Origin of the sequence: uncultured Allobosea sp., assembly GCF_945956895.1 — a bacterium.
Taxonomy (GTDB): Bacteria; Pseudomonadota; Alphaproteobacteria; order Rhizobiales; family Beijerinckiaceae; genus Allobosea.
In genome coordinates this window covers 86,773-100,777 of the sequence record NZ_CAMFJF010000009.1, presented here as the reverse complement: position 1 = coordinate 100,777, position 14,005 = coordinate 86,773, and the positions used below count along the sequence as shown (strand labels likewise).

At 66.3% G+C, this 14,005-nt stretch carries 12 protein-coding genes; 5 read left to right on the top strand and 7 right to left on the bottom strand.

What is annotated here, in order from left to right; genetic code table 11:
* Positions 1 to 26 precede the first annotated feature (26 nt).
* The 3 genes from Q0Q02_RS08190 to Q0Q02_RS08180 all read left to right on the top strand — a co-directional run bounded on the left by Q0Q02_RS08190 (position 27) and on the right by Q0Q02_RS08180 (position 3,440).
* A complete protein-coding gene (locus Q0Q02_RS08190) occupies positions 27 to 686 on the top strand; it encodes a glutathione S-transferase family protein (RefSeq protein WP_293808385.1) in 660 nt (219 codons plus the stop codon).
* Between the two features lie 103 nt (positions 687 to 789).
* Complete coding sequence (locus Q0Q02_RS08185) at positions 790 to 1,671, top strand: DMT family transporter (protein ID WP_293808384.1); 882 nt, start codon at positions 790 to 792, stop codon at positions 1,669 to 1,671.
* Between the two features lie 80 nt (positions 1,672 to 1,751).
* On the top strand, positions 1,752 to 3,440 hold the full coding sequence (locus Q0Q02_RS08180) for an acyl-CoA dehydrogenase family protein (protein ID WP_293808383.1): 1,689 nt from the start codon (positions 1,752 to 1,754) through the stop codon (positions 3,438 to 3,440).
* Positions 3,441 to 3,442: 2 nt separating this feature from the next.
* Here the strand turns inward: Q0Q02_RS08180 and Q0Q02_RS08175 are convergent, their stop codons facing one another.
* Entirely contained in the window at positions 3,443 to 3,847 is a 405-nt protein-coding gene (locus Q0Q02_RS08175) for a hypothetical protein (RefSeq protein ID WP_293808382.1), read from the bottom strand.
* Positions 3,848 to 3,925: 78 nt separating this feature from the next.
* Between Q0Q02_RS08175 and Q0Q02_RS08170 the strand changes: the two genes are divergently transcribed.
* Complete coding sequence (locus tag Q0Q02_RS08170) at positions 3,926 to 4,663, top strand: SIMPL domain-containing protein (protein ID WP_293808381.1); 738 nt, start codon at positions 3,926 to 3,928, stop codon at positions 4,661 to 4,663.
* A gap of 9 nt (positions 4,664 to 4,672) precedes the next feature.
* On the opposite strand, the gene Q0Q02_RS08165 is transcribed toward Q0Q02_RS08170, so the two are convergent.
* The 4 genes from Q0Q02_RS08165 to Q0Q02_RS08150 form a co-directional block, all read right to left on the bottom strand.
* Entirely contained in the window at positions 4,673 to 5,578 is a 906-nt protein-coding gene (locus tag Q0Q02_RS08165) for a hypothetical protein (RefSeq protein ID WP_293808380.1), read from the bottom strand.
* Positions 5,575 to 6,615, bottom strand: coding sequence for a hypothetical protein (locus tag Q0Q02_RS08160; RefSeq protein WP_293808379.1), 1,041 nt, complete (start codon positions 6,613 to 6,615; stop codon positions 5,575 to 5,577). Before Q0Q02_RS08160 ends, Q0Q02_RS08165 begins: the two co-directional genes overlap by 4 nt.
* 50 nt (positions 6,616 to 6,665) lie before the next feature.
* Positions 6,666 to 8,606: a bifunctional diguanylate cyclase/phosphodiesterase gene (locus Q0Q02_RS08155; RefSeq protein ID WP_293808378.1), complete on the bottom strand. Its 1,941-nt coding sequence runs from the start codon at positions 8,604 to 8,606 to the stop codon at positions 6,666 to 6,668.
* A 134-nt stretch (positions 8,607 to 8,740) separates the two neighbouring features.
* A complete protein-coding gene (locus Q0Q02_RS08150; protein ID WP_293808377.1) occupies positions 8,741 to 10,696 on the bottom strand; it encodes a bifunctional 2',3'-cyclic-nucleotide 2'-phosphodiesterase/3'-nucleotidase in 1,956 nt (651 codons plus the stop codon).
* Positions 10,697 to 10,809: 113 nt separating this feature from the next.
* Here Q0Q02_RS08150 and Q0Q02_RS08145 point away from each other — a divergent pair, with 113 nt between their 5' ends.
* On the top strand, positions 10,810 to 11,436 hold the full coding sequence (locus Q0Q02_RS08145; protein ID WP_293808376.1) for a glutathione S-transferase N-terminal domain-containing protein: 627 nt from the start codon (positions 10,810 to 10,812) through the stop codon (positions 11,434 to 11,436).
* Positions 11,437 to 11,610: 174 nt separating this feature from the next.
* Here the strand turns inward: Q0Q02_RS08145 and Q0Q02_RS08140 are convergent, their stop codons facing one another.
* Positions 11,611 to 12,465, bottom strand: coding sequence for a MaoC family dehydratase N-terminal domain-containing protein (locus Q0Q02_RS08140; protein WP_293808375.1), 855 nt, complete (start codon positions 12,463 to 12,465; stop codon positions 11,611 to 11,613).
* A 25-nt stretch (positions 12,466 to 12,490) separates the two neighbouring features.
* A complete protein-coding gene (locus tag Q0Q02_RS08135) occupies positions 12,491 to 13,636 on the bottom strand; it encodes a CaiB/BaiF CoA-transferase family protein (RefSeq protein ID WP_293808374.1) in 1,146 nt (381 codons plus the stop codon).
* Positions 13,637 to 14,005: the final 369 nt, after the last annotated feature.

Here is a 14,005-nt window from a genome sequence, read left to right as displayed (position 1 = left end):
CATCGAGGCGCGTGCAGGAGAAACCCGTGTCACTCACGCTCTACGCCCATCCCTTCTCGTCGTATTGTCAAAAAGTGCTGGTGGCGCTCTACGAGAACGCGACACCCTTCGCCTATCGCCAACTCGGGCCGGAAGATCCCGAAGCCGGCGCCGAATGGGCCAGGCTCTGGCCCATGAAAAAGATGCCGGTGCTTGTCGATGGCGAGGCGCCCGTCTTCGAGTCGAGCGTCATCATCGAGCATCTCGACCTGTTTCATCCCGGAGCGGTTCGGCTGGTGCCGGCCGATGCGAAGCAGGCGCTGGAGATGCGGATGATGGATCGCGTCTTCGACAATTACGTGATGACGCCGATGCAGGCGATCGTCTTCGACCATCTGCGCCCGGCCGACGATCGGGATCCCTATAGTGTTGCCAGAGCGCACGAGAAGCTGGACGACGTCTATCGCTGGCTCGACGGAGCCTTGGCCGGGCGGCAATGGGCCTGCGGCGACGCCTTCAGCCTGGCTGATTGCGCGGCGGCGCCGTCGCTGTTCTATGCTGACTGGGTTCACGAGATCGGCGAGACCTTCGGGAACCTGCGCGCCTACCGGACCCGCTTGCTGGCGCGGCCTTCCTTTGCGCGTGCTGTCGAGGAAGCCAGGCCCTTCCGCAAGCTGTTCCCGCCGGGCGCGCCCGATCGCGATTGAGGCATGGCCATCCCGATGGGAGCATGGGCAGGGCGCGTTGGCGCTCTGTCTGCGACTGCCGATCGGCGCTAGAGACGACAAAGCCCGGCGGCTTCAGGTTCCGATGTCCTCGCCTTTCATCCTGCGCGCGATCCCGCTTATCTTCACCTTTCTCTGGTCCTCGGGCTGGGTTGTCGCCGGCTATTCGGCCCGCTATGCCGATGCCCTGACCTTTCTGGTCGTGCGCTTTGCCAGCGCGGCGCTCATCATCTCCTTGTTGGCGCTGGCGACGGGCGCGCCCTGGCCGCGCAGCAGGCGCGCCTTGCGGAATGCCGCCGTCTCCGGCGTCCTGCTGCACGGCATCTATCTCGGCGGCGTCTGGTGGGCGGTGCGCCATGGTCTGCCGGCGGGTATTTCCGGGCTCATCGCCGGTCTGCAGCCGGTGCTGACCGCACTTTTCGCGCCTGCGCTGCTCGGAGAGCGCATCTCCCCGATCCGCTGGCTCGGCATCCTCTGCGGCTTCGTCGGCATCGCCCTGGTGCTGGAGCCGCAATTGGCCGGGGTCGAGCCTGCGGCGCTCTGGGGCGTCCTCGGGCCGATCCTGATCAACGTGATCGGCATGTTCTCGGTGACCTTCGGCTCCTTCTACCAGAAGACGCACATCTCCACCGGCGACCTGCGCACGGTGACGGCGATCCAGTATGTCGCGGCCTGCTTCGTCGTCCTGCCCTTCGCCTATGCCTTCGAGCCGATGCGGATCGAGTGGAACCTGACCATGTGGCTGGTCCTCGCCTGGTCGGCCGTCGTGCTCTCGCTGGGTGGTATCGGGCTCTATTTCTACATGCTCCGGCGCGGCGAGGTCTCGCGCATCGTCACCTTCCTCTATCTTGTCCCGGCCCTCGTCGCGGTCGAGGCCTGGCTGCTCTTCGGGGAAACGTTGACCCCGCTCCAGATCGGCGGCATGGCCGTGACGATCGTCGGCGTCGTGCTCGCCAGCCGCAAATAGGCTTCTCCCCAAAAAGGAGGGTTTCGGTTTCGCTTGATCTCCTCTTATGCTGCGTCGCAACAAAGGGAGGGTCGAAGACCATGAACGCCAATACGGCCGCAAAGGCTGAGAATCGCGTGAATGCGATCGAGTTGATCGCGGCGGCGCTGCCCGGCTTCGAGACCCTGTTCCAGGAGGCCGTTGCCGCGGTGCGGCAGAAGGTGCTGGTCGAGGGCCGCATCTCCTCTGTCCGGCTGGAGGCTGAGCAGCACGCGGCTCACGGCCTGTCCTGGCTCGCGACCTATGTCACCGCTTTGCGCGAGCTCAAGGCCTATGGCGAGCGCCTCGAGGCGGAAGGCCGTTACGGCGCCGTCGAGGACTACGCGCTGCGCATCGGCGCCGGCGAATACGCCGCCCAGATCTTTGGCGGCATTCCGATGAGCCAGGGCGAGATCCTCCGGCTGCCGGCGCTCGGCCTCTCGCAGAAGGCCGTCGCCGCCGCCTGCTCGGACGCTGCCGAGGCCTTGATCGCCGAGGGCAACACCCCGGAGAACCGCGCCCGCTTCGTTGCTTTGTTCAGCCAGAGCGATGGTTCTCACAGCGTCGGCGATCCCGGCCTCGACGAGACGCTGGAGGCGATCCGCTCGGAGATGCGTCGCTTCTGCGCCGTCGAGGTCACGCCCCACGCCCATGAATGGCATCTGGAGAACGAGTACATCCCGATGCCGGTGGTCGAGAAGATGGCCGAGCTCGGCGTCTTCGGCCTGACCATCCCCGAGGAATTCGGCGGCATGGGCCTGTCGAAGGTCTCGATGTGCGTCGTCTCGGAAGAGCTGTCGCGTGGCTATATCGGGGTCGGCTCGCTCGGCACCCGCTCGGAGATCGCGGCCGAGCTGATCCTCTGCGGCGGCACGCCCGAGCAGAAGGAGCAGTGGCTGCCGAAGATCGCCTCAGGCGAGGTTCTGCCGACGGCCGTCTTCACGGAGCCCAATACCGGCTCGGACCTCGCCTCGCTGCGCACCAAGGCAGTGAAGGAGGGCGAGGGGGCTGAAGCAATCTGGAAGGTCCATGGCAACAAGACCTGGATCACCCATCCCGTCCGCGCCGACATCATGACGTTGCTCGTGCGCACCGACCCGTCGGAGCCGGGCTACAAGGGGCTCTCGATGCTGATCGCGGAGAAGCCGCGGGGCAGCGATTCCGATCCCTTCCCGGTCGAAGGTTTGACCGGCGGCGAGATCGAGGTGCTCGGCTATCGCGGCATGAAGGAATATGAGCTCGCCTTCGACGGTTTCGAAGTGAAGGCCGAGAACCTGCTCGGCGGCGTGCCCGGCCAGGGCTTCAAGCAGCTCATGCAGACCTTCGAGGCGGCGCGCATCCAGACGGCGGCGCGCGCCATCGGCGTGGCGCAATCGGCCTTCGATCTGGGGTTGCGCTACGCGCAGGAAAGAATCCAGTTCGGCAAGCCGCTGATCGCCTTCCCGCGCGTCGCCGACAAGCTGGCGATGATGGCGGCCGAGATCCTGATCGCCCGCCAGCTCACCTATTTCGCCGCCCGCGAGAAGGATGCCGACCGGCGCTGCGACCTCGAGGCCGGCATGGCCAAGCTCTTGGGCGCCCGCGTCGCCTGGGCGGCGGCCGACAACGCCCTGCAGATCCATGGCGGCAACGGCTTCGCGCTGGAATATCCGGTCAGCCGCGTGCTCTGCGACGCCCGCATCCTCAACATCTTCGAGGGCGCGGCCGAGATTCAGGCGCAGGTCATCGCGCGGCGATTGGTCGAGGAATAGCCTCAGCCGTAAAGGCGGGCATCTTCACCGACGAGCAGATCGCGGATCGCTGACGGTACGGGGAAGCCGTAGCCTTGGCCGGGTTGTTCCCAATACAGCCAGCCCGAGCGGTGATGGTTGCTGGTATAGATCTCCGTGCCGATGGCCTGAAGCGCGAGCAGGAGTGCTTGCGCTCCGTCCACGCCGTAGCCGAAGCCGCGGCGTGGTTCGCCGGGCCAAACGATCTCGTAAGCGCAGCTCCACTCGCGCTCGCCGCGTACAGGAGCGCATAGGCTGATCATGACGTCACATGCGTTTCCCGGAACGGCATAGGTCAACACGCGCTGAGCAATGATCACGATCGCCTCGATCGTTGAGAGGGAAGGGGCGTCGACGAGCCTGACAGGCAGCATAGCCTCGATCGCCACTGCCTCGTGATAATTTCGACATCATCGGGCGCTTTGGCATCGTGACGGCCGTTCGCCGCAGAATTTGCAGGAGCCATGATGTCCAACCTCTTCGTCCCCGCTTTGGCCGGAGCCGCCCTGATCGCCGCCGCGATGCTCCCGGTTACCTCCGCCACGGCTCAGGAGGATGCCGGCCGGCGTTCCTCGCCGCGCATCAGTGTGATCGGGGAAGGCGAGGTCAGCGTCGCGCCGGACATGGCGATCCTCAACCTCACCGTCCTGCGCGAGGCCGAGACGGCGCGGGCCGCTCTGACGGCCAACAACGAGGCGATGAAGCAGGTGCTGGCGGCCCTGAAGGAGGCCGGCGTCGCCGAGCGCGATCTCCAGACCTCGGGCCTCGGCATCCAGCCGCGCTATGCCCAGCCGGGCAAGGATCGCGCCGCCGAACCGAAGATCACCGGCTACAGCGTCAGCAATGCGCTGACCGTCCGGGTCCGCAATCTCGCCGATGCCGGCGGCATCCTCGACAAGGCGGTCGGACTCGGCGTCAACCAGGGCGGCGGCATCGCCTTCGTCAAGGACGACATGAAGCCGACGCTCACCGAGGCACGCAAGCGTGCGGTCGCCGATGCGATCGCGCGTGCCAAGACCCTGGCCGAGGCGGCGGAGGTCAAGCTGGGCAAGATCCTCTCGATCGAGGAGCAGTCGAGCATGCCGCGCCCGATGCCCTATGGCGGCGCGGTCCGCATGGCAGCCAGCGACGCGTCCGTGCCGCTGGCGAGCGGCGAGAACACCTACCGGACGCAGGTCAACGTGATCTTCGAGATCGCGCCCTGAAGTCCAGATTCAGCCGCGCTCGGCCTGTTCCGGGCGCAGCTTCCTGCCGACTGTCGTCGGCAGGCTGGTGATGACGACGCCGCAGAGAACCCAGAGCCCCGGTAGCCAAAGTTCCGCCGGCGGCAGCTCTGCCAGCAGCAGATAGGCCGCGAGCGTGATCAGCGGCACGCGCAGGGTGTCGGCGCTGCACAGCTGCAGCGGCGAAGCGTGGCGCGAGGCATTGGCGAGCGCGGCCTGCGAGACGAAACCGCCAACGATCAGCGCCAGCACCGTTCCGCCGATCACGGCAAGTTCCGGCAATGCGAAGGCGAGCCGGTAAGGCTGTGACGGCGGCGACCATTGCTCCGGCACGAAGAACCAGAGCAGCAGGTAGAGCGGCAGCTGGATTGCGTGCATCAGCAGCACGATGGAGAGCGTGCTGCGCTGTGCCGCCAGCCGCGCCAGCATGAGATTGGTCGTGGTTAGCACTGCAACCGCGCCGATGGCGATGGCGAGGTCGCTATTGGGCACCGCGTTCAGCCTGAACACCAGGAGCCCGATGCCGGTCGCGAGCACGACAAGCCCGACCGCCGGGCCGGTGCCGGGCCTGCGGCGCAAGGCCAGGAACAGCAGCAGGGCCGCGAAGAGCGGGCCGGAGAATTCGATGGTGGTGACGAGCGCCAGGGGCAGATGGGCCAGGCTCCAGATCAGCGCGAGAGAGCCGGCAAGATGCAGCACGCTGCGGGCGATATCCTCGCGCAGTTTCGCCGGCAGGATTTTGCGGCGCTCTTCGGCTCCACCCGCCCAGACGGCCGAGCCTGCGATGGCCAGGCTGCCGACCGAGCGCAGCAGGCCGATTTCGATGACGGTGAGATAGCCGGCGAGAAGGCGGATGGAGAGGGCGATCGCGAGATACGAGACGAGGTAGGCGCTCATCCACCCGAGGAAGGCCGGAAACCCTCGGCTTGTCCCGTCCAGGGTATTCCCAGCAACATGCGCTCCAGGATGGCCATTCGCATCGGCACGGAAAGCTGGACCTGGCGGAAATAGCCTGCGTTCGGGAGGCTGTCGCATGAGGTGTCGAGCTCCGAGAAGCGCGGAAGGGGGTTGAGGATCAACGTGTCTGAGCGGGCGTCGAGGACCTTGCGGGCGGTCAGGGTGAAGGGTTCGCTCTCTTTTTCCTTGTCGACGGCCTCGTTGCCGAGGGACGCGTGGGCGAATTTGCTCATGTCCTGCATCTGGATGCTGAGCACGTCATGGTCGAGCGTATGGCGGATGTCGTGGACGAGGCCGACCTGTGTGCCGAGATCGGCGAGGACGGTCATCGCTTCGCGCATTGCCGGGTTGATCGGGGTGTTCGGCAGGCAGCACAGCGTGAAACGCTTCGGCGGCGAGAGGCGCAGCATCTTCACGAAGGAGATCGCGAAGCGCGCCCGCGAATCGCTCGACAGGGCGATGCTGAGAGTTTCGATCGGGCCGCGCATCTGGCGGATGGCGAAGATGTCGACCAGGGCTTGGGTCGGATGCTCGTCGGCCCCGTTGCCGGCATTGATGACCGGCAGATAGCTCAGGCGCCCGACGCGATAGGGCATGTCCTCCATATGCGAGCGCACGATCAGCAGGTCGCTATAGAGCTCGACCGTGTGGATGTGGTCCTCGATCGATTCGCCCGTCGCCGTGCCCATCCGGCTGCGATCGGTGTCATAGGCGTCGATCGACTGGTGGCCGAGCCGGGCAGCCGCGGTCTGGAAGCCGAGGCGCGTGCGCGTGCTGCGCTGGTCGAACAGGGTGGCGATGACCTTGGGCCGGCGGCGCGGGGCCGGCGGCTGTTCGGGCAGGGGCAGGCCGGCCTTTTCGAGCTCTTCCTCATGCAGATGCCGCTCGGCACGCTCGATGATGTCGTCGAGATCGAAGCGCGAGACGGCGTCCGCGCTCAGCAGATCCTTCCCGCTCGGATAGTTCGGGCGTTGCATCAGCAGCCTCTGGGCCTCCGGCTCGCGCGGTCGTCTGCGTCCGGGGCGTGTCAGGCGACCTGACTGTAGCGGCCCGGCTTGCGCGAGCCGGAGCGCGAGCGCGCCGACCCCATCCGCCCCGTGGGAACACGGTTGCCGATCATGGGCAGCAAATCGGCCGCTGTCATCGGCCGGGCGAAGATATAGCCCTGAATGCCGTGGACGGCGTGCTTTTCGATGACGGTGAGCTGCTCCTGCGTCTCCACACCCTCGATGATCAGGCGCAGCTTCAGGTCGTGCGCGAGCTGGGCGATCGCGTTCATCAGCGAATCCGCCTTGCGCGAGGTACCGATCTCCTGGGTGAAGGCCTGGTCGATCTTGATCGTGTCGATCGGCAGATGCGCGAGATAGCTGAGCGAGGAATAGCCCGTGCCGAAATCGTCGAGCGCGATCCGCACGCCGAGCGCGCGCAGCGCGACGAGGCGGGACACGACATGGTCGGGATCGTCGATCAGTGAGCTCTCGGTGATCTCGATCGTGAGCCGCTGCGGTTCGATGCCGCTCATCCTGAGCAGCGCCTCGACGACACCGACGATGTCATGGCCATGGTCGAACTGGCGGGCCGAGACATTGACGCTGACGCCGACGCTGCGCGGCCAGGACAAGGCCGTCCGGATCGCCTCGCCGAGCACCCAGGAGCCGAGCACGGTGATGAGGCCGGTCCGTTCGGCCAGCGGGATGAAGATCTCGGGGCTGACCATGCCGCGCCGCGGGTGCCGCCAGCGCAGCAGCGCCTCCGCCATGGTCGCGGTGCCGGAGCGCGGGTTGTAGATCGGCTGGAAGTGGAGTTCGAACTCACCGCGGCGGATGGCGTCGCGCAGCTCCGTTTCCAGTGCCACGCCGTCTTCATGCTCGTTGCGAATGGCGTCGGTATACATGACGAAACGGTTCCTCCCGTCGAGCTTGGCCCGGTAGAGGGCGATATCGACGCATTTCAGGGCCTCGTCGATCGAGGCAGCGCAGCCGGCCGGCGCAATGCCCATGCTGGCCGTGGCGGTGATGTGGCGGCCGCCGATGACGCGTTGGCTCGCGAGCATCATGACCAGGCGGGCGGCGAGCGCGCTCGCGCTCTCGGCATCGCGCGGGGTCGCGACCATGAACTCGTCGCCGCCGGTGCGTGCGGCGATATCGCCGGCGCCGAGCTCGGTAATCAGCGTCTCGCTGAAGCCCTGCAGCAGCGCATCGCCGATATCGTGGCCCAGGCTGTCATTGATGCTCTTGAAGCGGTCGATATCGATCGAGATCAGCGTGACCGGAAGCCCGGAGGCGGCCATCTGCCGGATTTCCCGCATGAAGCCGCGGCGGTTGTACAGGCTCGTGATCGTGTCGTTGACGGCCAGATGCTCCAGTTCGCGCATCGTGCGCAGCCGGGCGAGGAAGATTTCGTGAATCACCTGGGCGCTGGAGAAGGTCAGGACGGTGGTGAGTAGGACCGAGAGCCCGATCACCAGATAGGCCGGGTCCCGCGTCCAAAGCAGGGCGAGGGTGAAAGGCGTTGCAGCCGCCAGCACCTGCACGCGGGTAATCACGGGCCGCGAGCTGTTGCGTCCGGAAATGCCGGCGAGATAGCCGATCGTCTGGGCGATCGCCAGCGCCGCGACGGGTTCGTAGGGGTAGCGCAGGATGGCATAGCTGCCGAAACCCGAGATCAGGGCTGCGGTCGACCAGGCGCCGGCCATGACGAGATTTTCCAGCGTGCCGATCTGGCTCTCATTGGCCGAGGCGAGATGGATACCCTTGTAGTAGCGGTGCGAGAGATAGCGGAACACGCCGAGCGCGACCATGATCGCGGCCATCGCGTGGAAGGCGAGATCGCCCGTCAGAAGTCCGCTCGCAGCCATGACCGCCGCAACCGTGACGGTGCCGATGAAGATCGTTCCGGGCGTGGCATAGAGCGCTGCCACAAGCTCCGATTTCATCGCGCTGTCGTTCTCATGAACGTCGACGATCATCAGGCGTCCCGTCACTATCTATGTCTGCTGGTCGTCTGGCGTGCCTGCTATCCTCGCTAAAAATCTATTAAAGAACTGTATGTCGCTTCGGAGGTTTCGCCGACAAATTATAGCTTGCCGCCCGTGCCGCGCCGTCAGCCGCGCAGCCGGTACTTGGAGAAACCTTCCGGTCCGTCTCCGGCCGGTTCCGCCTTCAGATCGGCAGGCAGCTTGCCGGCGGCCGCGGGCGAGGTCAGGAAGGTTGCATTGACGCTGGCGGGCAAGGAGATGAGCGTCCAGTTGCCGTCGGCTTTCGGGTCGATCGTCTTCTTGCCCAGGATATGACGCACGATCACGTCGCGGTTGAGATCGGGTGCTTCCAGCACCACCGTCGTCTTCGTGCCCGGGAAATTGCCGCCGCCCCCAGCGCGGTAGTTGTTGGTGACGATAAGGAATTCCGCTTTCTCGTCGATCGGTTGGCCCGCGAAGGCGAGGTCGCGGATGCGGTGCGCTTCGGCTGCGACGAGCTTGCCGTCATTGTCGTAGCGCGAGGCCTGCGTGACGTCGATCCGATAGGTCACGCCGTCGATCACGTCGAAATTGAAGGCGGGGAAGGCGGGGTTGATCAGGGGCTGTTCGTCGCTCTTGGTGGGGTCGATGCGGTTGAAGATGCCGGCGGAACGCTCCAGCCATTCCTTTACGTCAGAGCCGCTGACTTTTACGACCTGCACCGTATTCGGGTAGAGATAGATATCGGCGATGTTCTTCAGGGCCAGCGGGCCGGCGGGAATGTCGGTGTAGAATGAAGGGCCGGAGCGCCCGCCCGATTTGAACGGTGCGGCCGCCGAGAGGATCGGCAGGTTCTTCCAGCGCGTCTGCGCCATCAGCGGCTTGGCATAGGCGATCTGCGCCTCGGCGACGATCTGGATCGAGGAATCGTCCGCCACCAGCGCGAAATAGGAATTGATCGGCGCGGCCGTACTGCCGACCGGTTCGCGCATATAGGCCAGCGTCGCCTCGTGGTCGGCCTTGACTGCAGCCAGGATCGCCGGCTCGGCCGTGGCCTTCGGCACGATCTTGCGATCGGGCGTGCGCTCGTAGATCGGCTTCGCCTCGACCTTGAAATCGGCGATCGTCCAGCGCTCGCCGCGCTTTTCCAGCTCGAGGTCGATGATGCCGAGATGCGAGCCCCAGAAACCGGGCTGGCAGGCCGGCTTGCCGTTGAGCGAGCCCTTGACGTTGTCGACGCCGGCGATGCCGTCGAAGGATTTCCCGCCGGGAAAGACCAGATGCTGGTGGCCGGTCAGGATGACGTCGATGCCGTCGACCTTCGACAGGTGCAGCGCCGCGTTCTCCTCCATGCCGCGCCGCGTTCCGCCGGCGATGCCGGAATGGCAGAGTGCGATGACGAGATCGGGCTGGGCGTCGAGCAGGTCCCGCATGTGCTTCTCGGCGGCGTCGACGATGTCGGTCGCGACGATCTTGCCGTCGAGATTGCCCTTGTCCCATTGCATGATCTGCGGCGGCACGAAGCCGATCACGCCAATCTTGAGCACATGTCTGGCGCCAGTCTCGTCCTCCAAGCTCTGCTCGAACAGGCGCCAGGGATCGACCAGCGGATAGCCCCCGATGCGTTCGACATTGGCGCAGACCATCGGGAACTCGGCCTTGGCGAGGCCATGGTCGAGGAATTCCAGCCCGTAATTGAACTCGTGATTGCCGAGCGTGCCGCAGAGATAGGGCAGGGCGTTCATCGCCGCGAGCATGGGATGGGTCTCGCCGGCCTTCAGCCCCTTCTTGTAGGCGATGTAGTCGCCGAGCGAGGAACCCTGCAGGAAATCGCCATTGTCGAAGAGCAGGCTGTTCTTGACCTCGCCCTGGGCGGCCTTGATCAGGCTCGCGGTCTTGGCGAGGCCGACCGTATCGTCGGAGCCGTCGCGGAAATAGTCGTAGGGCACGACATTGACGTGGAGATCGGTGGTCTCCAGCACGCGCAGCTTCAGCTTCGCCGGGGCCTGCGCGGCGGCCGCTCCGGGGAGGGCGGCGCAGGCGGCGATCGCGGCCCCGGCCTTGAGCGTCTCGCGACGGTTGAGACGATGATCCTGTGCCATGGCCGGCTCCCGCTATGCGCTGCGGGACAGGACGTTAGCATTGCGGCGCGGCGGTGACACAGGGAAGATGCCCGGCTAGCCCGACATTCGAAAGATGGTGAACGGAGACCGCGTTGATCCTGATCGGCCAGTATGACTCCCCCTTCGTCCGCCGCGTCGGCATCACGCTCGCGCTCTACGGCCTGCCATTCGAGCACCGGCCCTGGTCCGTCTTCGCCGATGGCGAGAAGGTCCGTGCGTTCAACCCGCTGATGCGCGTGCCGACCCTGGTGCTCGACGATGGCGAGGTGCTCATCGACAGCGCCGGCATGATCGATGCGCTCGACGATCTCGCCGGGCCGGAGCGCGCGCTCTGCCCGCGCAGCGGCTTGGCTCGGCGGCGGACCTTCTTCGTCGTCGCGCTCGCGATGGGGGCGGCCGAGAAGGCCGTCAGCCTGTTTTACGAGTTGCGCCTGCACGAGCAGGTCTCCGCGGTCTGGGCGGAGCGCTGCAGCGGGCAGATCCTGTCGGCGCTCGCCGCGCTGGAGCGCGACCGTGCCGGCCGCACCACGTCCTATTGGTTCGGCGAGACCTTGGGCCATGCCGATATCGCGGCGGCAGTGGCGCTGCGCTTCATCAGCGAGGCGCATCCGGGGCTGGTCGATGCCGCTGGGATACCGGCGCTCGCGGCTCATGCTGCGGGGCTGGAAGCGCTTCCGGTTTTCGGCGAGATATCCCAGCCTTTCGTCGCGCCGGCCTGAAGAGCCAACGCTGAAACGATGATTTGCTGCGTTTCGAGTTGAGACGCGGGGCATCCCGGACGCAGCGCAGCGGAGATCCGGGGTCCATGCCTGAACCCTGATGGCAGGCGCTCCGGAATGGACCCCGGGTCAAGCCCTGGATGACGGCGTGGTTCGGAGTGAAATCGACAGGCGTTACCCCGCGCGGTGGAAGCCTTCCATGCGCACCCGCCCGTCGACGCCCTCGGTCCAGCCCCGGACGCTGCCATCGGCCTGCCGCTTCGCTTTCACCCGGAAGACGTCCCCGGCGATGAGCGGGCTCAAGCCCCGATAGTCGAGCCGGATCGGTGCGCCCTCCGTCAGCGTCGAGATGATGTTGGCGATCAATGTCGCCTGAATCGGCCCGTGCACGACGAGCCCGGCATAGCCCTCCGTCCCCGTCGCATAGGGAAAATCGTAGTGGATGCGATGGCCGTTGAAGGTCAGCGCCGAGTAGCGGAACAACAGCAGCGGGCTTGCCTCGACCTCCCAGATGAGATCGGCAGGCTCGCCATCGCTCGCCGGTCCGGGCGCCCCGGCCGCTAATGCGCCGGGCTGCGCCGCCTCGCGGTAGACGATGTCGTGCCGTTCGCGCAGGGCGACGCCGCGCTCCGTCGCATAGTCATGGTGGATGGCGACGAAGCAGAGCGGGCCGCTGCGCCCCTCCTTGTAGGCGATGTCGCCGATGCGGGAATGCCTGATGACGCGATCCCCCTCGCGCAGCGGCGACAGCGTCTCGATCCGTCCGCCGGCCCACATCCGCCGCGGCAGCGGCACCGGCGGCAGGAACTCGCCCTTGGCGGCATGACCGTCAGGTCCGCAAGCCCCGATGTCCGAGATCGGCGGCGCCAGGCACCAATGCAGCGCCAACGGCGCCTCGCCCGCACCGTGCGGCGCGAGATGGCGGCCGAAGGTGGCGGCGAAGCTCTGCATGAGACGCGGCGTGACCACGTCCTGCGCCTCCTCGGTCTTGCCGGTCCAGGAGGCAAGTTGGGCGATATCGATGCTCATGAGGGGCTTTCCTTGGTCGTTCCGCTCAGGCTTGCTTCGCTTCGGTCTGGCGAGAGAATTCGGCGCGCAACGCCGCATCGTGCTGGCCGAGTGACGGCACCGGCCGCATCGCGACGCGCTGGCCATCGACAACGGCCGAAGGAGCCAGCACCTCGATTGGGCCATTGGGCGTCGGGACGGGTAGGGTCGTCGCGGCCGGGTGGTCGATCAGCCCACCGACGGTGGAGACGGTGCCATAGGCGATCGCATGGCGATCGAGTGCGGCAGCGACATCCGCGAAACGGCGTCGGCCGAGCCGCGCCTGCACCTCGTCGTCGAGCAGGGCGCGCTCCTTCACCCGCAGCACATTGGAGGCGAAACGCGTATCGCCGGCCAGTTCCGGGCTTTCCAGCACGTCGCGGGCGAAGACCTGCCATTCCCGCTCGCTCTGGATCGAGACCAGCACCTCGCCGTCGAGCAGGGAGAACACGCCATAGGGCGCAATCGAAGGATGGGCGAGCCCGACTCGCGCCGGTTCGATACCGCCATAGCGGCGCGTGAGATAAGGCACGTTCATCAGCTCGGCCAGCGTGTCGAACAGCGAGAGCGCGATCGCCGAGCCTTCGCCGGTCCGCGCCCGCTTCAGCAGCGCTTCGAGGATCGCGGCATAGGCCGCCTGTCCGGTGGCGATGTCGGCGATCGAGACGCCGATGCGCGAGGGACCGGAATCGGCGGTGCCGGTGATGGCGGACAAGCCCGATTCCGCCTGGATCAGCAGGTCATAGGCCTTGCGCCGCTCATGCGGCGTGCCCGACGCATAGCCCGAGATGTCGCAGGTGATCAGCCGCGGATGGCGCCGCCGGAGCGTCGCACTACCGAGCCCGAGCCGGTCGGCGGCGCCGGGCGCCAGGTTCTGGATGAAGATGTCGGCTGACGCGATCATCGTCTCGACCAGCGCGAGGTCATCAGGTCGTCGCAGGTCGACCCGGCAGGATTCCTTGCCCCGGTTGATCCAGACGAAATAGGACGACTGCCCCTTGGCGAAGCCGTCATAGCCGCGCGCGAAATCGCCTTCCGGCCGCTCCAGCTTGATGACGCGCGCGCCGGCATCGGCGAGCTTGCAGCTCGCGACCGGCGCAGCCACCGCCTGCTCCAGCGCGACCACGACGATACCTTCCAGCGCATTCGACATCGGCATTCCCTCGATAGGCGGGAGAGGAAGAGCGGTCGGGCACGGCCGAGTCAAATAGATTCTGGCGCGGCGCCGCTATGCGGTGCCGCGTTTTCCCGGAACTACCCCGTCATCCCGGGCTTGCCCCGGGATCCATCGTAGAGCGCAGGACTCCACGATGGATTCCGGATCGGCGCTGCTGCGCAGCTTGTCCGGGATGACGGCGAGGTTCCGGAAAGCTCGAATCGGGCGCTTCCACTTGCCTCTCTGGAGCGAGGGGAAGCGAATCTGTTCGGATGCTGGCTCAGGTTGAATCGGCCTGTCATGAACGGGCGCCATGCCCTTGGCGGATCAGAGAAATCATTTCTGGCGCAAGCGCTGGGGGAGGCG

Excerpts from the sequence above, each read along its gene's own strand:
- Q0Q02_RS08180 (WP_293808383.1), top strand. The coding sequence starts at position 1,752 with ATGAACGCCAATACGGCCGCAAAGGCTGAGAATCGCGTGAATGCGATC.
- Q0Q02_RS08150 (WP_293808377.1), bottom strand. The coding sequence starts at position 10,696 with ATGGCACAGGATCATCGTCTCAACCGTCGCGAGACGCTCAAGGCCGGG.
- Q0Q02_RS08165 (WP_293808380.1), bottom strand. The coding sequence starts at position 5,578 with ATGAGCGCCTACCTCGTCTCGTATCTCGCGATCGCCCTCTCCATCCGC.
- Q0Q02_RS08155 (WP_293808378.1), bottom strand. The coding sequence starts at position 8,606 with ATGATCGTCGACGTTCATGAGAACGACAGCGCGATGAAATCGGAGCTT.
- Q0Q02_RS08160 (WP_293808379.1), bottom strand. The coding sequence starts at position 6,615 with ATGCAACGCCCGAACTATCCGAGCGGGAAGGATCTGCTGAGCGCGGAC.
- Q0Q02_RS08135 (WP_293808374.1), bottom strand. The coding sequence starts at position 13,636 with ATGTCGAATGCGCTGGAAGGTATCGTCGTGGTCGCGCTGGAGCAGGCG.
- Q0Q02_RS08170 (WP_293808381.1), top strand. The coding sequence starts at position 3,926 with ATGTCCAACCTCTTCGTCCCCGCTTTGGCCGGAGCCGCCCTGATCGCC.
- Q0Q02_RS08185 (WP_293808384.1), top strand. The coding sequence starts at position 790 with ATGTCCTCGCCTTTCATCCTGCGCGCGATCCCGCTTATCTTCACCTTT.
- Q0Q02_RS08140 (WP_293808375.1), bottom strand. The coding sequence starts at position 12,465 with ATGAGCATCGATATCGCCCAACTTGCCTCCTGGACCGGCAAGACCGAG.